Origin of the sequence: Pseudomonas fluorescens (assembly GCF_001902145.1) — a bacterium.
Lineage (GTDB): Bacteria > Pseudomonadota > Gammaproteobacteria > Pseudomonadales > Pseudomonadaceae > Aquipseudomonas > Aquipseudomonas fluorescens_BV.
Window position 1 is genome coordinate 322,071 of sequence record NZ_MRST01000027.1, and the last position, 19,939, is coordinate 342,009.

Annotated in this window: 18 protein-coding genes; 14 read left to right on the forward strand and 4 right to left on the reverse strand. The window is 63.0% G+C overall.

The window, feature by feature from the left end; genetic code table 11:
- Positions 1-2: 2 nt before the first annotated feature.
- Together BUE92_RS24400 and BUE92_RS24405 are read left to right on the forward strand one after the other, a co-directional pair.
- Positions 3-833 (forward strand): ABC transporter ATP-binding protein, encoded by an 831-nt coding sequence (locus tag BUE92_RS24400; protein WP_256674001.1) that lies wholly within the window; start codon positions 3-5, stop codon positions 831-833.
- A gap of 4 nt (positions 834-837) precedes the next feature.
- Entirely contained in the window at positions 838-1,335 is a 498-nt protein-coding gene (locus BUE92_RS24405) for an Lrp/AsnC family transcriptional regulator (protein WP_003192319.1), read from the forward strand.
- Positions 1,336-1,474: 139 nt separating this feature from the next.
- Here BUE92_RS24405 and BUE92_RS24410 read toward each other — a convergent pair whose 3' ends face one another.
- The 4 genes from BUE92_RS24410 to BUE92_RS24425 form a co-directional block, all read right to left on the reverse strand.
- Positions 1,475-2,308, reverse strand: a complete 834-nt coding sequence (locus tag BUE92_RS24410) for a TIGR03915 family putative DNA repair protein (RefSeq protein WP_073526776.1) — start codon at positions 2,306-2,308, stop codon at positions 1,475-1,477.
- Positions 2,305-3,525 (reverse strand): putative DNA modification/repair radical SAM protein, encoded by a 1,221-nt coding sequence (locus BUE92_RS24415; RefSeq protein WP_073526777.1) that lies wholly within the window; start codon positions 3,523-3,525, stop codon positions 2,305-2,307. The genes BUE92_RS24410 and BUE92_RS24415 overlap by 4 nt, the downstream gene beginning before the upstream one ends.
- Before the next feature lie 174 nt (positions 3,526-3,699).
- On the reverse strand, positions 3,700-5,037 hold the full coding sequence (locus BUE92_RS24420; protein WP_073526779.1) for a lysine N(6)-hydroxylase/L-ornithine N(5)-oxygenase family protein: 1,338 nt from the start codon (positions 5,035-5,037) through the stop codon (positions 3,700-3,702).
- A gap of 119 nt (positions 5,038-5,156) precedes the next feature.
- Positions 5,157-5,639, reverse strand: coding sequence for a sigma-70 family RNA polymerase sigma factor (locus tag BUE92_RS24425; RefSeq protein WP_073526781.1), 483 nt, complete (start codon positions 5,637-5,639; stop codon positions 5,157-5,159).
- A gap of 326 nt (positions 5,640-5,965) precedes the next feature.
- On the opposite strand from BUE92_RS24425, the gene BUE92_RS24430 reads away from it, so the two are divergent.
- The 12 genes from BUE92_RS24430 to BUE92_RS24485 all read left to right on the forward strand — a co-directional run bounded on the left by BUE92_RS24430 (position 5,966) and on the right by BUE92_RS24485 (position 19,740).
- On the forward strand, positions 5,966-7,135 hold the full coding sequence (locus BUE92_RS24430) for an efflux RND transporter periplasmic adaptor subunit (RefSeq protein ID WP_073526782.1): 1,170 nt from the start codon (positions 5,966-5,968) through the stop codon (positions 7,133-7,135).
- Position 7,136: 1 nt separating this feature from the next.
- Entirely contained in the window at positions 7,137-9,107 is a 1,971-nt protein-coding gene (locus BUE92_RS24435) for a MacB family efflux pump subunit (RefSeq protein ID WP_073526783.1), read from the forward strand.
- Complete coding sequence (locus BUE92_RS24440; RefSeq protein WP_073526784.1) at positions 9,100-10,512, forward strand: efflux transporter outer membrane subunit; 1,413 nt, start codon at positions 9,100-9,102, stop codon at positions 10,510-10,512. Before BUE92_RS24435 ends, BUE92_RS24440 begins: the two co-directional genes overlap by 8 nt.
- 107 nt (positions 10,513-10,619) lie before the next feature.
- Entirely contained in the window at positions 10,620-11,375 is a 756-nt protein-coding gene (locus BUE92_RS24445) for an alpha/beta fold hydrolase (protein ID WP_073527213.1), read from the forward strand.
- A 112-nt stretch (positions 11,376-11,487) separates the two neighbouring features.
- Complete coding sequence (locus BUE92_RS24450; RefSeq protein ID WP_073526786.1) at positions 11,488-12,255, forward strand: FadR/GntR family transcriptional regulator; 768 nt, start codon at positions 11,488-11,490, stop codon at positions 12,253-12,255.
- 229 nt (positions 12,256-12,484) lie between these two features.
- Positions 12,485-13,687 (forward strand): ABC transporter substrate-binding protein, encoded by a 1,203-nt coding sequence (locus BUE92_RS24455; RefSeq protein ID WP_073526787.1) that lies wholly within the window; start codon positions 12,485-12,487, stop codon positions 13,685-13,687.
- 57 nt (positions 13,688-13,744) lie between these two features.
- Positions 13,745-14,605 carry a branched-chain amino acid ABC transporter permease gene (locus BUE92_RS24460; RefSeq protein ID WP_073526789.1) on the forward strand — a complete coding sequence of 287 codons (861 nt, stop codon included), beginning with the start codon at positions 13,745-13,747 and terminating at the stop codon, positions 14,603-14,605.
- 1 nt (position 14,606) lies between these two features.
- Complete coding sequence (locus BUE92_RS24465; RefSeq protein ID WP_073526791.1) at positions 14,607-15,617, forward strand: branched-chain amino acid ABC transporter permease; 1,011 nt, start codon at positions 14,607-14,609, stop codon at positions 15,615-15,617.
- Positions 15,614-16,363, forward strand: a complete 750-nt coding sequence (locus BUE92_RS24470) for an ABC transporter ATP-binding protein (protein ID WP_073526793.1) — start codon at positions 15,614-15,616, stop codon at positions 16,361-16,363. The genes BUE92_RS24465 and BUE92_RS24470 overlap by 4 nt, the downstream gene beginning before the upstream one ends.
- Entirely contained in the window at positions 16,363-17,058 is a 696-nt protein-coding gene (locus BUE92_RS24475) for an ABC transporter ATP-binding protein (protein WP_073526794.1), read from the forward strand. Before BUE92_RS24470 ends, BUE92_RS24475 begins: the two co-directional genes overlap by 1 nt.
- 13 nt (positions 17,059-17,071) lie before the next feature.
- Complete coding sequence (locus BUE92_RS24480) at positions 17,072-18,340, forward strand: Zn-dependent hydrolase (protein ID WP_073526795.1); 1,269 nt, start codon at positions 17,072-17,074, stop codon at positions 18,338-18,340.
- Positions 18,337-19,740 carry an amidase gene (locus BUE92_RS24485; protein ID WP_073526796.1) on the forward strand — a complete coding sequence of 468 codons (1,404 nt, stop codon included), beginning with the start codon at positions 18,337-18,339 and terminating at the stop codon, positions 19,738-19,740. The genes BUE92_RS24480 and BUE92_RS24485 overlap by 4 nt, the downstream gene beginning before the upstream one ends.
- Positions 19,741-19,939: the final 199 nt, after the last annotated feature.

The window sequence follows — 19,939 nt, forward strand, 5'->3', positions numbered from 1 at the left end:
CCATGAATCAGTCCGCGCAGGCCCTGGCCGCTTATCCGGTGGATGTACCCGTGACCAACGCTGCAACTGCCGCGATCAAGCTGCAAGTCGAAGGTATCCATAAACGCTACGGCGAACACGAAGTACTCAAGGGCGTGTCCCTCAATGCCCGCCAGGGCGATGTGATCAGCCTGATCGGCGCCAGCGGCTCGGGCAAAAGCACGATGCTGCGGTGCATCAACTTTCTGGAACAGCCTGACGCCGGGGTGATCACCCTGGACGGCATCAGCATCGAAATGCAACCAGGCCGCGCCGGCACCCGCGCGCCGCACCAGGCGCAACTGCAAAACCTGCGCACGCGCCTGGCCATGGTGTTCCAGCACTTCAACCTGTGGAGCCACATGACCGTGTTGGAAAACATCACCATGGCCCCGCGTCGGGTACTGAACGTGAGCGCCGCCGAAGCCGAGAAGCGTGCGCGGTTGTACCTGGACAAGGTTGGCTTGCCGAGCCGCGTGGCGGACCAATACCCGGCGTTCCTGTCCGGCGGCCAGCAGCAGCGCGTGGCGATTGCGCGGGCGCTGGCGATGGAGCCGGAGATTATCCTGTTTGATGAACCCACCTCGGCCCTGGACCCGGAGCTTGTAGGAGAAGTGCTTAAAGTCATACAGACGTTGGCCGAGGAAGGTCGTACCATGCTGATGGTCACCCACGAAATGGGCTTTGCCCGCCAGGTGTCCAGCCAAGTGCTGTTCCTGCACCAGGGCCGAGTCGAAGAACACGGCGGCGCCGAGATCCTCGACCATCCCACCAGCGAACGCTTGCAGCAATTTCTTTCCAACCGTTTGAAGTGAACTCATGGATACCAAGGCCAACGGACCCCATTCTTCCCCTACGCTGGATCGCATCGACGAAGCGATCATCGACGTACTCAGGCATCAGGGGCGTATTACCTACGAAAAGCTCTCGTCATTGGTGCACCTCACCCCCAGGCCCTGCCTGGAGCGGGTGCGCAAGCTGGAGCGACGCGGGGTGATCCGTGGGTATGGGGCGATCATCGATGTGCAGATGGTCTCACCGGGGCTGTCGCTGCTGGTGCTGGTGGCCTTGTCCAACCAAAGCGGGCGCTCGGCGCAAAAGGCTTTCGAAGCCTGCGTGAAAGCCTGCCCGCAGGTATTCGAATGCCAGTTGATCAGCGGGCCGTTCGACTACAGCCTGCGCATGCGCTGCCGGGATATGGAACATTACCGGGTGCTGACCGAGACCTGGTTGAACAATGATGAGTTGCACATTGATAAGTTGGTGGCACATCCGGAGTTGGCGGTGGTCAAGAACACCGCGACTGAACTGGCCTGATACCCACTCCTCCAGGCTGCGAAAATCAAATGTGGGAGCTGGCTTGTGTGGGAGCGGGCTTGCTCGCGAAAGCGGTGGGTCAGTTACACATAAGCTGACTGACCCACCGCTTTCGCGAGCAAGCCCGCTCCCACAGTTTTTAACCGTGCCCACTTAATATTCTCTTGCCTGGCTTGGCCCCCACCAACTTCGCCTGCCCATCCTTCTGCTTGCCCGTGCGCGCCTCGCTGATCAACCCCGGAATCAACTTGCCCTCCGGCAAATTCTTCCAGAAGCGGCTGGGCAAATGCCCTTCCATCACCTTGGGGTTCAGCCGCGCCGGGTTGAAGATGTGGCTGTAGTAGGTCAACCACATCGCACTGTGGGGATCTTCAACATTCTGCGCCAGTTGCTGCCAGGCCTCGGGGCACTGGCGCTGATGAATCAATTGCTCGCCGTCGTAATACACCCCGTCCAGGGGCGTGGCGATCATCCAGCGATGGCGGCCCATGCGCCCGATAAAATGCTCGCTGGCGCTCTTGAGAATGTCATGGGCTGGTTCATGCCAGGCCACGTACTCCGGCAGTTCCGACCCGGCCCCATCCGGCAGCGCGATGAAGCGCACAAACGCATGCAAGTGGTGGGCTTCCCGGCTGACTTGCTTGATGCGCCGCTGCAATTCGCTGCCAAGCTTGTCCCCCGCGAGCATGGCCGTGCGATCACCATGGCTGACCCGCCACAGCACTTCATACAACAGGCTCCAGCGCTGATCACCGTGATAACAGGCAGCGGACTCCAGCAATTGCAACAACGCCTTGGGTATACGCGCCTGAAACGGCCCCAACCCTGGTGGGATCGGTTCATCGGTAGCGAACAGGTCCGCCGCCTGCACCTCGCCCCAGCTCACCTGGCTGGGGTCGACCTGATGGCTGAGCAACCAGCGCGCCTGTTCGCGCCAGGTGCTGAACAGGTTGTCGCACTCCAGGCTGATCATCCCCACAACCCCATCTGTTGCGGCTGCGGACGGTCCCGCAATTGTTCGCGCAACAACACACTGGTGCTGTCGGCCTGCTGCGGGTGGTAGTCGCTGGTGATGAAAAACGGCTTGGCCTTGGCCAGCACGCAGCGCATACGCGCCAGGTCTTCGAAGCGGATCTTGCGTTCACGGCGCAGGTCGACCAGGCGCTGGGTGGTGCGCAGGCCGATGCCGGGGATACGTGCGATCAGGGTCGGCTCGGCGCGGTTCAGGTCCAGGGGGAACACCTCGCGATGCTCCAGGGCCCAGGCCAGCTTGGGGTCGATATCCAGTGCCAGGTGGCCGGGGCCGGCGAACAGCTCATTGGCGCTGAAACCGTAGCTGCGCAGCAGGAAATCAGCCTGGTACAAGCGGTGCTCGCGCATCAAGGGCGGCGCAGCCAGGGGTACGCTTTTCGGGCTGTTGGGGATGGGGCTGAACGCCGAGTAATACACGCGGCGCAGCTTGAAATTACCGTACAACGCCTCGGCACCGTGCAGGATGGTGCTGTCGTCGGTGTCGTCGGCGCCGACAATCATCTGCGTGCTCTGCCCGGCCGGGGCGAAACGTGGCGCGCGGGGTTCGTTGAGCACCGTCTGTTCGCCGGTGTAGATGGTCTGCATGGCCTGCTTGATCGAGACAATCTGCTTCTCCGGCGCCAGTGTCTGCAGGCTGGCCTCGGTGGGCAGTTCGATATTCACACTGAGGCGATCGGCATAACGGCCAGCCTCGGCGATCAGGGCCGGGTCGGCATCGGGGATGGTCTTGAGGTGGATATAACCGCGAAAGTCATGCTCTTCGCGCAGCAGTTTGGCGACCCGCACCAGCTGCTCCATGGTGTAGTCCGACGAACGGATGATGCCGGAACTGAGGAACAGCCCGCTGACGCAATTGCGCTTGTAGAAATCCAGGGTCAGGGTGACCACCTCCTCCGGGCTGAAGCGCGCACGGGGCACGTCGCTGGAGCGGCGGTTGACGCAGTATTGGCAGTCGTAGAGGCAGAAGTTGGTGAGCAACACCTTGAGCAACGACACGCAACGGCCATCGGGCGTGTAGCTGTGGCAGATGCCCATGCCATTGGTGGAACCCAGCCCCGGCTTGCCCTCGGAACTGCGCTTGGGCGCGCCACTGCTGGCGCAGGACGCGTCGTACTTGGCGGCGTCGGCGAGGATGCTGAGTTTTTCGATCAACTGCATGGAGGGCTACCGATACTGGTTTTTTGTACAGTATCAATAGCCACACTTTGTCACAAGTGCCGTCTGTAGGAGCGAGCTTGCTCGCGAAGAACCCAAGAGCGCCGCGTTCATTCAGATGAGGCGCGTTATCGTTGACGTTCTTCGCGAGCAAGCTCGCTCCTACGGAGAGGCCGGTCAGCTGGCGGTGGCCAGGAGCAAGTCCTGCACCGAACGCGCCTTGCCACGGTGATGGTCCAGCGCATACAGCGACGCCGCAATCTCATCCGCGCGAATCGGCAGCACCGACAGCAAGGTATCGCTCAAGCCATGGCTGGCCTGGCTGAAGCCCTGGATGTAGATGCCAGCCTTGCAGCGCTCGTCGGTGACGATGCGGTAGTCGCGGGCCACTTCAAAGTCGCCCATGTAGGCTTGCAGCGGCGCCAGCAGTTCACGGTGCATCTGGCGCTCGTAGCCGGTGGCCAGGATTACCGCGTCGTAATGGTTGAGGCTGGTTTCGCCGGTGGCGGTATTGCGCAGGGCCAGTTCGATGCCCAACGGGCCAGGGGTGGCCTTCTCCACTACGGTCAGTGTGCGGAACGCCTGGCGGGCGATGCCGGAGACTTTCTGGCGGTAGAAAATCCCGTAGATTCGCTCGATCAGGTCCAGGTCCACCACCGAGTAGTTGGTGTTCTGGTATTCGGCGACCAAACGCTCACGCTCGGCACCGACTTGCTGGAACACCAGGTCAGTAAAGGCCGGCGAGAACACTTCGTTGACGAACGGGCTGTCGTCGGCCGGTTTGAGCGCCGAGCCGCGCAGGATCATGTCGACCTGCACCGACGGGAAGCTGTCATTGAGGTCGATAAAGGCTTCTGCTGCACTCTGGCCGCCGCCGATCACGGCGATGCGCATCGGCTTGCCGTCTACGCACGGCTGGCTGGCCATGCGCTCCAGGTACTGGGAATGGTGAAACACCCGGCTATCGCCCTTGAGCGCCTTGAATGCCTCGGGGATGCGCGGTGTGCCACCGGCGCTGACCACCACCGAACGGGTGGTGCGCACATGCTGCTCGCCCTGGGCATCACGGGAAATCACGCGCAACGCCTCGACCTGCTGCTGATGCAGGATCGGCTCGATGGCCAACACTTCTTCACCGTAGTTGGCCTGGGCCTGGAACTGCCCCGCCACCCAGCGCAGGTAGTCGTTGTACTCCATGCGGCAGGGGTAGAAGGTGCCCAGGTTGATGAAGTCCACCAGGCGGTCGTGGGCCTTGAGGTAGTTGACGAAGGAGTACGGGCTGGTGGGGTTGCGCAGGGTCACCAGGTCCTTGAGGAAGGAAATCTGCAGTTCGCTCTGGGTCACCAGGGTATTGCCGTGCCAGCGGTAGTCGGCTTGTTTGTCGAGAAACAGCACGTCCAGCTTGCCCTGGGCCTTTTCACGCTCCTGCAGGGCGATGGCCAGCGCCAGGTTCGAAGGGCCGAAACCGATCCCGATCAGGTCATGAACCGCGGGCGAAGCAATTGCCTGTGTCATTCCAGTGTCCTCTGGATAAGCCCCTTGGCGGTGGGGCGGGAATACCTTCATGGCCTGAACAACAGGCCGTGTGTTGATAGGAAACGAGGACAGTGAAATAAAATTTAACTAACAGCCGATCAGTGCGCTTCCCACTCGCGCATGCGCACCCGGCAGTGCTTCATCGCGTTGACGATATGTTTTTCCACCAGGCTGCGGGAAATGTTCAGGCGTTCAGCGATTTGCAGATGGGACAGGCCTTCGAGTTTGCGCAACAGGAAACTGTCGCGACAGGCCGCCGGCAGCTCGGCCAAGGCGCGCTCGAGCATCTCCAGGCGCTGGCCCTGGTCATGGCTGGAGTGGGGGGAACAGGCGGCGAAGCGCTCTTCGCTGTCCAGCACCTCCAGGGGCTCGGCCTGGCGCAAGGCGTTGCGCCGGTGGCCGTCGATCACCAGGTTCAAGGCGGTGCGGTACAGGAAAGCGCGGGGTTGTTCTATCGGGGTGTCGCTGGAACGCTCCAGCACCCGCACATAAGCGTCATGCACCACATCTTCGGCCACCTGACGGTTGCCCAGCTTGGCGTTGAGGAAACACACCAGCTCGCGATAGTAGTTTTCCAACATGACTCCTGACCCCACGGCCTTGGTACAAACGACACCCACCCCTGTAGGAGCGAGCTTGCTCGCGAAAAACCCGAGAACGCATCCCCTTACCCTGGACGCACCCGCAACCATTGACGGTTATGCCATCACCGATGATGGCAGTTTGAGTGTGTGCAATTTATAGTAATTCTCATCTACTTTTAAAGAACTCTCTCATCAGCGGTCGGTTTTTTTCGCAATTGGAGCTGTAACTACTTATGTAACAGCCTAAATTACGGAGCATTTTCCTCGTTTACCTGTCAGCTCTGCGCGACTGCGCCCCGAACTTTCCTGGCTGGAAGCTACCCATGAAACGCCCTCGACCTGCCCGACGCGCCCTGCTTGTGGTGGCGTGCCTGATTCCCATCGTTGCGTTTGCCACCTGGCAGGGCCTGACGCAGGGCCGCGACGCCCTGGCCACCGTCACCGTGACCCGCGCCGACATCGAAAACAGCGTCACCGCCCTGGGCACCCTGCAACCGCGGCGCTACGTGGACGTCGGCGCCCAGGCCTCCGGGCAGATCCGCAAGATCCACGTCGAGGCCGGCGACCAGGTCCAGGAAGGCCAATTGCTGGTGGAGATCGACCCCGCCACGCAAAAAGCCAAGCTCGACGCCAGCCGCTATGCCATCGAAAACCTGCAGGCCCAGTTGCAGGAGCAGAAAGCCCAGCACCAACTGGCCCGCCAGAAGTACCAGCGCCAGCAACGCCTGAATGCCGGCAACGCCACCCGCGAAGAAGACGTGCAGACCGCCAAGGCCGAACTCAGCGCGACCCAGGCACGGGTCCAGATGTTCCAGGCACAGATCCGCCAGGCCCAGGCCAGCCTGCGCAGCGATGAGGCCGAGTTGGGCTACACGCGCATCTACGCGCCGATGACCGGTACCGTGGTGGCCGTGGACGCGCGCGTCGGCCAGACCCTCAACGCGCAACAGCAAACGCCGTTGATCCTGCGCATCGCCAAGCTGTCGCCAATGACCGTGTGGGCGGAAGTCTCCGAAGCCGACATCGGCCATGTCAAACCTGGCATGAGCGCGTATTTCACCACCCTGAGCGGTGGCAGCCGGCGCTGGACCAGCACCGTGCGCCAGATCCTGCCGATCCCGCCCAAGCCCTTGAACGAAACCCAGGGCAACGGCAGCCCGAGCAGCACCAGCAAGAGCGGCACAGGCCGAGTGGTGCTGTACACGGTGCTGCTGGACGTGGACAACGCCGACAACGCGCTGATGGCCGAGATGACCACCCAGGTGTTTTTCGTCGCCAGCCAAGTCAAGGACGCCCTCTCCGTACCCGTCGCCGCCTTGCAAAGCGTGCCCGGCTCCGCAGCGCAAATCGCCCGGGTGGTCGCCAAAAACGGAGCCATCGAAGACCGTGAAGTGCGCCTGGGCATCAGCGACCGCCTGCGGGTGGAAGTGCTCGAGGGGTTGAGCGAGGGCGACCACCTGTTGATCGGCCCGGTTGATAGCCATGGGGGCTGAAATGGCCACGCCCCTGATTGAGCTCAAAGGCATCCGCAAATCCTACGGCGGCGGCGACAGCCCGCAGGTCGATGTGTTGCGCGGCATTGACCTGTCGATCCATGCCGGCGAGTTCGTCGCCATTGTCGGCGCGTCGGGCTCGGGTAAATCGACGCTGATGAACATCCTCGGCTGCCTCGACCGCCCCACCGAGGGCGACTACCTGTTCGCCGGGGAAAACGTCGCGCACCTGGGCAGCGACGAACTGGCCTGGCTGCGCCGCGAAGCCTTCGGTTTTGTGTTCCAGGGCTACCACTTGATTCCCTCAGGCTCAGCCCAGGAAAACGTCGAGATGCCGGCGATCTATGCTGGCATCAGCGCCGCCGAGCGCCATGCCCGCGCCAGCGCCCTGCTCACCCGCCTGGGCCTGGCCGAGCGCACCGGCAATCGGCCGCACCAGCTGTCGGGTGGGCAACAGCAACGGGTGTCGATCGCCCGCGCCCTGATGAACGGTGGTCATATCATCCTCGCCGACGAACCCACCGGCGCCCTCGACAGCCACAGCGGCGCCGAGGTCATGGCCTTGCTCGACGAACTGGCGAGCCAGGGCCATGTGGTCATCCTGATTACCCACGACCGTGAAGTGGCAGCGCGGGCCAACCGCATCATCGAGATTCGCGACGGCCAGATCATCAGCGATTCGGCTGACACCCGCGCGGCCACGCCCAGCGTGGCGGCCGGCGCCTTGCACGCCGTGGACCTGCGCCAACGCCTGGTCGACGGCGCCGAGCACAATGGTGCCTGGAAAGCCGAATTGCTGGACGCCGTGCAGGCCGCCTGGCGGGTGATGTGGATCAACCGTTTTCGCACGGCGCTGACGCTGCTGGGCATCATCATCGGCGTCGCGTCGGTGGTGGTGATGCTGGCAGTGGGTGAAGGCAGCAAGCGCCAGGTCATGGCGCAGATGGGCGCGTTCGGCTCCAATATCATCTACCTCGGTGGCTCCTCGCCCAACCCGCGCACGCCGCTGGGTATCGTGACCCTTAACGATGTCGCCGCCCTGGCGACGCTGCCTCAGGTCAAGCGCATCATGCCGGTCAACGGCACCGAAGCTGGCGTACGCTTCGGCAATGTCGATTACATGGCCTACGTGGGTGGCAATGACACCAACTTCCCGGACATCTTCAACTGGCCGGTGGTCGAGGGCAGTTACTTCACCGAAGCCGATGAACGCGCCGCAGCCACGGTCGCCGTGATCGGCTCCCGTGTGCGCCAGAAACTGTTCAAGGATGTGCCCAATCCCATCGGCCAGTACATTCTGATCGAGAACGTACCCTTCCAAGTGATCGGCGTGCTCGCGGAAAAAGGCGCAAGCTCCGGCGACAAGGACAGTGACGACCGTATCGCCATTCCCTATAGCGCCGCCAGTGTCCGCCTGTTCGGCAGCTACAACCCCGAATACGTGGCAATTGCCGCCACCGATGCGCACAAGGTGCATGAAGCCGAACGCGCCATCGACCAGTTGATGTTGAAATTGCACAACGGCAAGCGCGACTACGAGCTGACCAACAATGCCGCGATGATCCAGGCCGAAGCGCGCACCCAGAACACCCTGTCGCTGATGCTCGGCTCGATTGCCGCGATTTCCCTGCTGGTGGGCGGCATCGGCGTGATGAATATCATGTTGATGACCGTGCGCGAGCGCACCCGTGAAATCGGTATCCGCATGGCCACAGGGGCACGCCAGCGCGACATCCTGCGCCAGTTCCTCACCGAGGCGGTGATGCTTTCGGTGGTCGGCGGCCTGTTCGGCATCGCCCTGGCATTGCTGGTGGGCGGCGTGCTGGTGCTGGCCGAAGTGGCGGTGCAGTTTTCCCTGGTGGCGGTGCTCGGTGCGTTTGGCTGTGCGCTGGTCACCGGCGTCGTATTCGGCTTCATGCCGGCCCGTAAAGCTGCCCGGCTCGATCCGGTTAAGGCGTTGACCAGTGAATAAACGATCAATCACCCCGCCGTTGTCCGCGCTCAGCCTGTGCCTGTTGCTCACGGCCTGTGGCGCTAACCCGCCCGCCATCGACAGCGGCCTCGCCGCGCCCGCCGCCTGGCACTATGCCGAACGCGATGCAAACCAAGCCACCAATCAACGCTGGTGGACGCAGTTTGGCAGCCCGGCGTTGAACCGCCTGATCGACCAGGCCCGCCGTGACAGCTTCGACGTGGCGGCCGCCATGGCGCGTGTCCGTCAGGCCCAGGCCACGGCGGTGATTGCCGGCGCACCGCTGCTGCCGGAGCTGAAGTTCAACCTTACCGCCAGCCGGCAAAGGCTGTTGCGCGGCAGCGGCAACTCGGACCTGGACGCCACCGAAAGCAACAAGACCGTCAACAGCTATGACGCCAACCTTACAGCCAGCTATGAAATCGACTTCTGGGGGGGCCGCGCCGCTGCGCGCGACAGCGCCGTGCATAGCCTGCACGCCAGTGAGTTCGATCAGGCCAACGTGGAGCTGACCCTGCTCAGCAATGTCGCCGACCGCTACGCGCAAACCCTGGCCGCACGTCAGCGCCTGCAGATTGCCGAGCTCAACCTGGCGAATGCGCGCAATGTGCTGAACCTGGTACAGACCCGCCACGACGCCGGTTCCGCCACGGCCCTGGAACTGGCACAACAGAAGAGCCTGGTGGCCAGCCAGCAACGGCAACTGCCGCTGATCCAGCAATCGGTCGAAGAGTCGCAAATCACCTTGGCCGCCTTGCTCGGTCAACCCGTACAGGCACTGGAACTGGGCACTGAACCCTTCCAGGCATTGACTTGGCCGAGTATCGGGCCCGGCATACCGAGCCAGTTATTGAGCCGGCGCCCCGACCTCGCCCAGGCCGAGGCCCAGTTGGCAGCGGCCCGTGCCGACGTCACGGTGGCGCGTGCAGCGATGCTGCCTTCGGTGACATTGGGCGCGACGCTCGGCTCTGGCGCATACAAGGCCCAAGAGGTCCTGCGCAGCCCCTTCTACACCCTGACCTCGGGCCTGATGGCACCTATTTTCAACAATGGCCGGCTGAGCGCCGAGCGCGACAAGGCTCGGGCACGCCAGGATGAACTGCTGCAAAACTACCGCGGGGCGATCATCAACGGCTTTGCCGATGTGGAAAAAGCCCTCAGCAGCATCACCCGCCTTGACCAGCAACGCCAATGGCAAAGCGAGGAGCTGCAGCAGGCGCAGACCGCGTTTCAGATTGCGCAAAGCCGCTACGAAGCGGGTGCCGAAGACCTGCTCACAGTGCTGGAAACCCAGCGCACTTTGTACGGCGCCCAGGACCAGAGCGTGCTACTGCGCCTGTCGCGCCTGCAAGCCAGCATCGCCCTGTACAAGGCATTAGGCGGTGGCTGGAAAACCAACATCTGATAAACGAAACTCATATTTCATACACGAGCTGTTACTTCACCCTACATTCTCCACCTCAAGGTCCTTGGTAAAAAAGCCGTTATCACACGGAAGCCCGGGACCTCATGATGAAACCCAGCGTTGTTGTAAAAGGCCTGGCCTGCATTGGCTGCTGGTTGATACCGAACCTGGCGCTGGCCAAGCCCTTGATTGCCCCCACCGCCATCGACTGGCTGCTGGACTGCCCCCTCACCACGACGGCGCACTTGAACCCACAAGTGGTTGGCCGCACCCAATGCGGCCTGGTCAACGTACCTCGCGACCATGCCGCCCCCCAGCGCGGCCGCCTGCGCCTGAGCGTGACACGGGTAGGCGCACGGCAACCGCTCAACCGTGAAGGTGTCGTGTTCATCCAGGCCGGCGAACCCCTCCAGGCCAAGGACGCGCCTTTCGTTCTTCACCTCGCCAGTCGCTGGGAGTCGCTTGCCACCCAGGCCTATCGCACCCTGGTCGACCGTTATGACGTCATCGAGCTGAGCGCCCGCGACCTGCGCGAGGGCAATGCCGTGGAACAGGCTGCGCGGGACATGGAGTTCGTGCGCGGGCAACTTGGCGAGGCGCGCCTCAACTACCTGGGCAACGCCGCTGCCACCCGCCTGGGCAGCCGCTACGGCACGCTGTTTCCCGAGCGTGTCGGGCGCATGGTGCTGATCAATGCCGAGCCTGGCGAAGCAGTCGCCACCGGTGTCGAGCAACTCTTGCTCAAGGAATCGGCGCGCGCAGGCACCGACGGCTGTGTCAGCCGCTGGCTGGGGGATTTTCTCGCCTATGGTAGACAACCGCCGGCGTCCACGCGCTGTCTCGACCTCAGCGCCTGGGAATAATTAATCCACGCATTTACGACCTCTTGCCACCGAAAACGACAGCCTGCGTTGACGCACTTCCCCAATCGTTATTAAGTGCTATTTATCCGCATTAATACGATAAATCACCGCCATGCTGACTCGCCCGCTACGCCGCAAACGCCAGAAGCTGTCCGATGTGATTGTCGAGTCGGTCAAGCGCTCGATCGTCACCGACGCCTTGAAGCCCGGCGACCGCCTGCCCACCGAACGCGAGTTGATGGAAAGCTTCCAGTGTTCCAAGGGCTCGGCACGCGAAGCGCTCAAGGCGTTGGAGGTCGAGGGCTTGGTGAGCACGCGCACCGGCCCCAGCGGCGGGGCTTACTTGAACCAGGCCGGCACCGAGCCGGCCAGCCGCGCCTTGCGCAACTACCTGCACTTCCAGCACCTGGATGGCGAGCAGGTCTACCAACTGCGCAAGGTCATCGAAGTGGAATTGGCGGTGTCGGTGCTCGGGCGTTTGAGCGAAAACGATTACACCGCCCTGCAAGCCAATGTGGACTTTTGCAGCGCCCCCGAAGACAGCGAAGCCGGCCAGCGCGAACAGCGCCTGGCGGAACTTGAGTTCCACAACCTGTTGGCCCGGGCCTGCCCCAACCCGCTGCTGAGCTTCATGGCGCAGTTTCTCAATGACTTGCTGCGCGACCTGGTGGTGCTGAAAAAAGCCTACAAGCCCAAGCGCAAGCAGTTCGACGCGGCCAACCTCGACTATCACAAGCAACTGCTGATCGCCTTTCGCGCCGGGGATGAAAGCGCGGTGCGCAGCTTGATGCATGAACACATGTGCGATGCCGAACACCATATGACCGCGCTGGAAGGCCAGGTCAGCCCACACTTCCTTCTGGAGTTTGATCACCGTTAAGCACACCGACCACCCAATGTGGGAGCGGGCTTGCTCGCGAATGCGGTGCATCAGTCACTGCATGCGTAGCTGACCCACCGCATTCGCGAGCAAGCCCGCTCCCACATTTCGATCTGGTTCCAACCTTTAGATCGTTTCACTCAGTCCAATAACAAGCCTGCCCACAGGCCCTTGCTCCACCGTATCGCCCTTGCCGCTCCTGCCAATAACTAAACCAGGGAGTCACCCCATGCAGCGTCGTACGTTATTGAAAGCCAGCCTCACCGCGGCCGCCGCCCTCAGCCTTCCGCTGAGCGTGCGTTCGGCATTCGCCGCCGAGCCCTTTACCTTTTACGGCCTCAAGTCCATGTCTGGTGCTTTTGCCAGCTATGGCAAATTTGCCGACATGGGTTCGCGCCTGGCGGTGCAGCAACACCCCCAATTGCTCGGCCGCCCGCTGAACTACAAGGTCATCGACACCGAAGGCAACGCCGGCAAGGCAGTGCGCAAGGTGCAGGAGGCCATCGCGCAGGACGGCGCGCGGTTCTTCCAGGGCTGCACGCTGTCGTCTTCCGCCCTGGCAGTGGCCAAGGAAGTGGACAAGGTCGGCGGCGTGTTCATGACCCCGGTGGGCGCCGATGAAGTGACAGGCAAGGACTGCAACAAGGCGACCTTCCGCTGGTCGGTGCCCACCTACGGCGCGATCCGCGAGACCATGGTGCCGCTGATCAAGCTGCTGCCGGACGCCAAGCGCTGGTACACCATCACCCCGCAATACGTGTTCGGCGAAGCCTTGCTCGAAGGCGCCAGATACGTGCTCAAGGAGCATGGCCTGGAACACGTGGGCAACAGCTACCACTCGTTGCAGGAACAGGAATTCTCCGGCTACCTGACCAACGCTATTTCCACCAAGCCCGATGTGCTGGTGCTGCTCAACTTTGGCAGCCAATCGTCCAACACCCTGCGCCAGGCCGTGAACTTCGGCATCAAGGAGCGCATGAAAGTGCTGCTGGTGTGGTCTGCCGGACTGGACCAGTTCCAGGAACTGGGCAGCGATGTGCTCGAAGGCGTGTACCTGGGCGCGCAGTACTGGCACCAGGTCGACACCCCACTCAACCGTGAACTGGTCAAGCTCACCCAGGCCAAGTACGGCATCAACCCCACCTACCCGCTGGCCGCCGACTACATCAGCACCAAAGTCATGCTCGACACCATCATCGCCACCGGCAGCTTCGACGGCCCGACCGTAGCCAAGGCCATGCAAGGCTTGAGCTACGAAGGCCCGACCGGCAAGGAGTCGATCCGCGCCGGCGACCACCAGGTGATCAAGGATTACTACCTGCTGATCGGCAAGGCCAGCGGCGACATGGCCGACAAGGACGACCTGGCCAAAGTGCTCAGCGCTGGCCAATCGTTCCCTGCGGTCGAGGCGACGGGCTGCACGCTCGGCTGACCGCTTAATTTTTGTCGCGCAGGGCCGCGCAAGCGGCCGCCTGCGGAGGGTGTCTGCATGCTTAATCTGTACCTGTTCCAGATTCTCAACGGCCTTGGGCTGGGGATGATCTACTTCCTGATCGCAGTGGGGCTGACGATCATTTTCGGCCTGCTCAACTTCGTCAACTTCGCCCACGGCGCGTTCTTCCTGCTCGGCGCCTACATCTGCTACACCGCGGTGAGCCTCACCGGCAACTTCTGGCTGGCGCTGCTGATCGCGCCGCTGGTGGTGGCCGCACTGGCCTGGGTGATCGAGCGCTTGCTGATCCAGCGCATCTACCACTTGCCGCACATGTTCCAGATTCTGGTGACCCTGGGGATCGCCCTGATCATCCAGGAAGCCAGCGTGATGATCTGGGGGCCGGTGGGCAAAAGCGTCGCCGTGCCGGAACTGTTGCGCGGCGTGCTGGTGCTGGGTGACTTCGTCTACCCCTACTACCGCCTGTTCCTTATCGTGTTTTCCGGGCTGGTGGGCCTGGGCCTGTGGCTGCTGCTGGAACGCACGCGCTTCGGTGCCCTGGTGCGCGCGGGCAGTGAGAGCACTGAAACCGTCTCGCTACTGGGTACCAATATTTTCCGCCTGTTCTCCATGACCTTCGCCTTGGGCGTCGCGCTCGCCGGTGTCGCGGGGGTGTTGTTCGCGCCGTTGCGCGGCGCCCAGCCCTTTGTCGGCCCGGAGATTCTGGGCATCGCCTTCGTGGTGGTGGTGATCGGCGGCATGGGCTCGTTCAGCGGTGCGCTGGTCGGCGGTTTGCTGGTGGGCGTGGTGCAAAGCCTGATGACCACACTCTGGCCCCAAGGTGCGAGCCTGATGATCTACGGCGCCATGGCCGTGGTGATTCTGGTGCGCCCTTACGGCCTGTTCGGGAGAGCCTGACATGAGCGAGAAAAACCCCCTGCCGTTTGCCAAGACCCAATCCAGAGCCATGTTGCTGTGGGTGCTGGCCGTGCTGATCGGCCTGCCGTTGGTGCTGCCCTCGGCGACCCTGGCCACCGAGATCCTGATCTTTGCCATGGCCGCCCTGGCCTGCAACCTGCTGCTGGGCTACACCGGGCTGTTGTCCTTCGGCCAAGGCATCTTCTTTGGTGCAGGCGCTTATTGCGCGGCGCTGCTGATGATCCACCTGCAACTGGGCCTGTTCACTGCGTTGCTTGGCGCAGCGCTGGCCGGTGGCTTCCTCGCCTTACTGGTGGGCGCCCTGGCGATTCGGCGCACGGGCATTTACTTTGTGATGCTCACGTTGGCGTTCAGCCAGATGGCCTACTTCGTCGCCTACACCCTGAGCGACTGGACCGGCGGCGACAACGGTCTGCTCAGCGTGCCGCGCCCGGAAATTCGTGTGGGCGAAACCGTGCTGCTGTCCCTGGCCGATGCCCGTGCCTTCTATGGTTTTGTCGCGGTGCTGTTCCTGCTGATCTTCATCGGCGCACGCCGGGTGATCGCCTCACCGTTTGGCAGCACGCTGATGGCGATTCGCGAAAATGAAACCCGCGCCTCGGCCATCGGCTACGACACGCGCCACTTCAAGATCCTGGTGTTCGTGCTGTCCGGCGCGGTCACGGGGATTGCCGGGGCGCTGTACGCCATGCTGCTGCACTTTGTGCCGCTGTCGAATATCGACCTGGCGATGTCCGAGAACATACTGATCATGACCATCGTCGGCGGCACCGGCTCGCTGTTCGGCTCTCTGCTGGGCGCCGGCTCCATCGTGCTGCTGGGCGACTTCCTTTCCGACCTGTGGCCGCGCTGGCTGATGCTGCTGGGGGTAATCCTGATCCTGGTGGTGATCTTCATGCGCGGCGGTTTGTGGGGCGGCCTCGCATCGCTGTTCGAGAAGCTGCGCGGCACGCGCAAAACCGCAGTCGTCGCCAAGGAGGACGGGCTATGAGTATCCTGCTGGAAACCACAAACCTGGAGCTGGCCTACGGCGCGTTCCATGCGGTCAATGGCGTCAACCTCAAGGTCGAAGCCGGCACCATCCACACCATCATCGGTCCCAACGGCGCGGGCAAGACCAGCCTGTTCCACTGCCTCACGGGTGAACGCCAGGCCACCGCCGGGGCGATCCATTTCGACGGCAAGAACCTGATGCGCAAGCCCGCCCACGGCCGCGTCGGCCTGGGCATGGCGCGCTCGTTCCAGCTCACCAGCCTGTTCCAGAACCTCAGCGTGCGCGAAAACCTGCGCCTGGCCGCCCAGGGCCGCGATGGCTCGCGTGCCTTGAACTTCTGGCGTCGGGTGGACAGCAAGCGCGAACACCTGGAGATGGCCGACCAGGTGCTGGAACGCCTGCAACTCATGGCCCGCGCCGACACCCTGGCCGGTGAGTTGTCCCACGGCCAGCAACGGGTGCTGGAGGTGGGCATGTCGATCTGCTCCAAACCCAAACTGTTGATGCTCGACGAGCCCACCTCGGGCATGGGCATCGACGATATCCCGATCATGACCCAACTGATCAGCGACCTTGGCCGCGACCATACGGTGCTGTTGATCGAACACAACATGAGCATCGTCATGTCCATCAGCCAACGCATCACGGTGATGAGCCATGGGCAGATCCTGGTGGAAGGCACGCCGGAGTTCGTGCGCGCCGATGAACGTGTGCGCACTGCCTATCTTGGGGAGGCTGCCTGATGCTGATCGTCGAGAATATCCATTCCTACTACGACAAAAGCCATGTGCTGGAGGGCGTGTCGCTGAGCGTCAACCCTGGCGAACTGGTGACCCTGCTCGGCCGTAACGGTGCCGGCAAGACCACCACCCTGCGCAGCATCCTCGGCATCATCTGCCCGCGCCAGGGCCAGATCCACTTCAACGGCCAGGCGTTGGTGGGGCAAAAGATCTTTGAAATTGCGCGCCAGGGCTTGGCGCTGGTGCCGGAAAACCGCGGGATTTTCCGCCTGCTGACGGTGGAGGAAAACTTGCGCATCGCCGCCCGCAAGCACAGCCGCTGGCAACTGGAAGACGTGTACGCCATGTTCCCGCGCCTCAAGGAGCGGCGCAAAAACGCCGGCCATGCGTTGTCCGGCGGCGAACAGCAGATGCTCGCCATCGCCCGCGCCCTGCTTAACGACCCCAAGCTGCTGATCCTCGACGAACCCACTGAAGGCCTGGCCCCGGTGATCGTCGACGAGCTGGTGAAGATCCTGCGCAAGGTCAAGGACGAGGGCCTGCCGGTGTTGCTGGTGGAACAGAACCTGATGGTCTGCGACAAGCTCGCCGACCGCCATTACGTGCTCGAACAGGGCCGCGTGGTGTACGAAGGCAGCGCCGCTGACTTGCGCGCCGACCCGACGATCAAAAACCGTTACCTGGCCTTGAGTGCCTGAGTGGAGATTCCTGATGAATAGTCTTGCGCAACCGCTCCAGAGCAACGCCCCGCTGATCAACCGCGACCGCTTGTGGCAGTCATTGATGGACCTGGCCCAGCTCGGCGCCACGGCCAAGGGCGGCGTGTGTCGCCTGGCCCTCACCGACCTGGACCGCCAGGCCCGCGACCTGTTCGTGCAGTGGTGCGAAGCCGCCGGGTGCAGCGTCAGCGTGGATGCCATCGGCAATATTTTCGCGCGGCGCCCTGGGCGCAACCCCGCCCTGCCCCCGGTCATGACCGGCAGCCATATCGACACCCAGCCCACCGGCGGCAAGTTCGACGGCTGCTACGGGGTAATGGCCGGGCTGGAAGTGATCCGCACGCTCAATGACTTGCAGATCGAAACCCAGGCCCCCATCGAAGTGGTGGTGTGGACCAACGAAGAAGGCTCGCGCTTCCCGCCGTGCATGATGGGCTCCGGGGTATTTGCCGGGAAGTTCGACTTGCAGGACACCCTCGACAAGCGCGACGACCAGGGCCTGTCGGTGGGCAGCGAATTGCAGCGCATCGGCTATGCCGGTTCGCGTGCGGTGCTGGGCCATCCGGTGGGCGCTTATTTCGAAGCGCATATCGAGCAAGGCCCGGTGTTGGAGGACCAGGCGATTACCCTGGGCGTGGTGATGGGCTGCCTGGGCCAGAAATGGTTCGACCTGACCCTCACCGGCGTAGAGGCGCATGCGGGCCCTACGCCCATGCACCTGCGCAAGGATGCCTTGGTGGGCGCTGCCGAGGTGGTCAGCGCAGTCAACCGTATCGCCCATCAGCATCAGCCTCACGCCTGCGGCACCGTCGGCTGCCTTAACCTGCACCCTGGCTCGCGCAACGTGATCCCCGGCCAGGTGCACATGACCATCGACCTGCGTCACCTGCACGCCGACGAGCTGCAATCCATGGTCGATGAAGTGAGCGCAGTGATCGAAGACGCGGCCGCCCGTCACGGCTTGACGTTTGAACTGACGCCCACCGCCGACTTCCCGCCGCTGGACTTCCACCCGGCCTGCGTCAACGCCGTGCGTGAAGGTGCCAAGGCACTGGGCTTGAGCCATATGGACATCGTCAGTGGCGCCGGGCATGACGCGATTTTCGTCGCTGAACTGGGCCCGGCCGGGATGATCTTCGTGCCTTGCGAAGGCGGCATCAGCCATAACGAAATTGAAAACGCCGCGCCGGATGATCTGGCCGCAGGCTGCGCGGTGTTGCTGCGTGCCATGGTCAACGCGGCGCAGGGAGTTCAAGCATGAGTGAGATCGGCCAATTGACGGCGGTGCAACTGCTGCAGCATTTTCGCGACAAGACCTTATCGCCCGTGGAGGTCACCGAAGACGCGTTGCTGCGCATCGAACGCTATAACCCGGTGGTGAATGCCTACTGCCATGTCGACCTGCAAGGCGCACTGGACGCTGCGCGGGCGTCGGAACAACGCTGGCTCAAGGGCGAACCTTGCGGCGCGCTGGATGGCGTGCCGGCGTCGATCAAAGACCTCACGTTGACAGTCGGTATGCCCACGCGCAAAGGCTCGCGCACCTCATCCGCCGAGGGCCCATGGAACGTAGACGCGCCATTCTCGGCCTTCGTGCGCAAGGCCGGCGCGGTGCTGCTGGGCAAGACCACCACCCCGGAATTCGGCTGGAAAGGCGTCACCGACAACCCGCTGTACGGCATCACCCGCAACCCGTGGGACACGCGCACTACCGCCGGTGGTTCGTCCGGGGGCGCCGGTGCGGCAGCGGCGTTGAACCTGGGCGTGCTGCACCAGGGCAGCGACGCCGGCGGCTCGATCCGTATTCCCTGTGCGTTTACCGGCACCTTCGGGATCAAGCCGACCTTCGGCTATGTGCCGCAATGGCCGGCCAGCTCCATGACGATCCTGTCGCACCTGGGTCCGATGACGCGCACCGTGGAAGACAGTGTGCTGATGCTGCAAGCCGTGGCGCGGCCGGATGCACGGGACGGCTTGATCGGCGCGCCGCGAACCACGCCCTGGCTCGCTCCAGGGGCAGACTTGAAAGGGCTGCGTGTCGCCTACAGCCCCACGTTCGGCTATGTGAAAGTCGACCCGCAAGTCGCCCAGGTAGTGGATCAGGCTGTGCAGGGCCTGGTGCAACTGGGCGCCCATGTCGAACAAATCGACCCCGGCTTCAGCGACCCGCTGGACGTCTTCAGCACCTTGTGGGCCGCCGGTGCCGCTCGCCTGACCGGTGCCATGAGCGAAGCGCAAAAGCAACAGCTCGACCCCGGATTGCTGCGCATTGCGCAACGGGGCGAGCGTTTGAGTCTGGATGATTTCAATGCGGCCCTGGAAGCGCGAGCGGCGCTGGTCGCGCGGATGGCAGCGTTCCATGAGCATTACGATGTGCTGGTGTCGCCGATGATGCCGATCACCGCGTTCGAAGCCGGGCACAACGTACCGCCAGGTTCGGGAATGGCTGAATGGATGGAGTGGACGCCGTTCACCTACCCGTTCAACCTCACCCAGCAACCGGCCGCCTCGGTGCCGTGTGGGTCGGCGACGAATGGCTTGCCGGTGGGCTTGCATGTGGTGGGTGCGCGGTTTGCCGATGAGCAGGTGTTGAGGGTGTGTCACGCGTACGCACAGGCATTCCCCACAGAGCACTTGCACACACCGAGAAACCCGACCTGAAATACACATAACTGTGGGAGCTGGCTTGCCTGCGATGGCGGCGGTTCAATCGACAAAGATGCCGAACGTTCCGCCCCAGGTAACCACGATGCGAAGCGAGCCGCTCTTGATCTTGATCTGCTTTTGATCTCAGGCGCCCCGTTAAACCACGCTGGCCGGAATTCGACAGGGATTTGGGGGGTAAACCGGCAGGGACGCC

Excerpts from the sequence above, each read along its gene's own strand:
- BUE92_RS24450 (WP_073526786.1), top strand. The coding sequence starts at position 11,488 with ATGCTGACTCGCCCGCTACGCCGCAAACGCCAGAAGCTGTCCGATGTG.
- BUE92_RS24435 (WP_073526783.1), top strand. The coding sequence starts at position 7,137 with ATGGCCACGCCCCTGATTGAGCTCAAAGGCATCCGCAAATCCTACGGC.
- BUE92_RS24485 (WP_073526796.1), top strand. The coding sequence starts at position 18,337 with ATGAGTGAGATCGGCCAATTGACGGCGGTGCAACTGCTGCAGCATTTT.
- BUE92_RS24475 (WP_073526794.1), top strand. The coding sequence starts at position 16,363 with ATGCTGATCGTCGAGAATATCCATTCCTACTACGACAAAAGCCATGTG.
- BUE92_RS24405 (WP_003192319.1), top strand. The coding sequence starts at position 838 with ATGGATACCAAGGCCAACGGACCCCATTCTTCCCCTACGCTGGATCGC.
- BUE92_RS24480 (WP_073526795.1), top strand. The coding sequence starts at position 17,072 with ATGAATAGTCTTGCGCAACCGCTCCAGAGCAACGCCCCGCTGATCAAC.
- BUE92_RS24470 (WP_073526793.1), top strand. The coding sequence starts at position 15,614 with ATGAGTATCCTGCTGGAAACCACAAACCTGGAGCTGGCCTACGGCGCG.
- BUE92_RS24410 (WP_073526776.1), bottom strand. The coding sequence starts at position 2,308 with ATGATCAGCCTGGAGTGCGACAACCTGTTCAGCACCTGGCGCGAACAG.
- BUE92_RS24415 (WP_073526777.1), bottom strand. The coding sequence starts at position 3,525 with ATGCAGTTGATCGAAAAACTCAGCATCCTCGCCGACGCCGCCAAGTAC.
- BUE92_RS24430 (WP_073526782.1), top strand. The coding sequence starts at position 5,966 with ATGAAACGCCCTCGACCTGCCCGACGCGCCCTGCTTGTGGTGGCGTGC.
- BUE92_RS24460 (WP_073526789.1), top strand. The coding sequence starts at position 13,745 with ATGCTTAATCTGTACCTGTTCCAGATTCTCAACGGCCTTGGGCTGGGG.
- BUE92_RS24465 (WP_073526791.1), top strand. The coding sequence starts at position 14,607 with ATGAGCGAGAAAAACCCCCTGCCGTTTGCCAAGACCCAATCCAGAGCC.
- BUE92_RS24455 (WP_073526787.1), top strand. The coding sequence starts at position 12,485 with ATGCAGCGTCGTACGTTATTGAAAGCCAGCCTCACCGCGGCCGCCGCC.
- BUE92_RS24445 (WP_073527213.1), top strand. The coding sequence starts at position 10,620 with ATGAAACCCAGCGTTGTTGTAAAAGGCCTGGCCTGCATTGGCTGCTGG.
- BUE92_RS24420 (WP_073526779.1), bottom strand. The coding sequence starts at position 5,037 with ATGACACAGGCAATTGCTTCGCCCGCGGTTCATGACCTGATCGGGATC.
- BUE92_RS24400 (WP_256674001.1), top strand. The coding sequence starts at position 3 with ATGAATCAGTCCGCGCAGGCCCTGGCCGCTTATCCGGTGGATGTACCC.
- BUE92_RS24425 (WP_073526781.1), bottom strand. The coding sequence starts at position 5,639 with ATGTTGGAAAACTACTATCGCGAGCTGGTGTGTTTCCTCAACGCCAAG.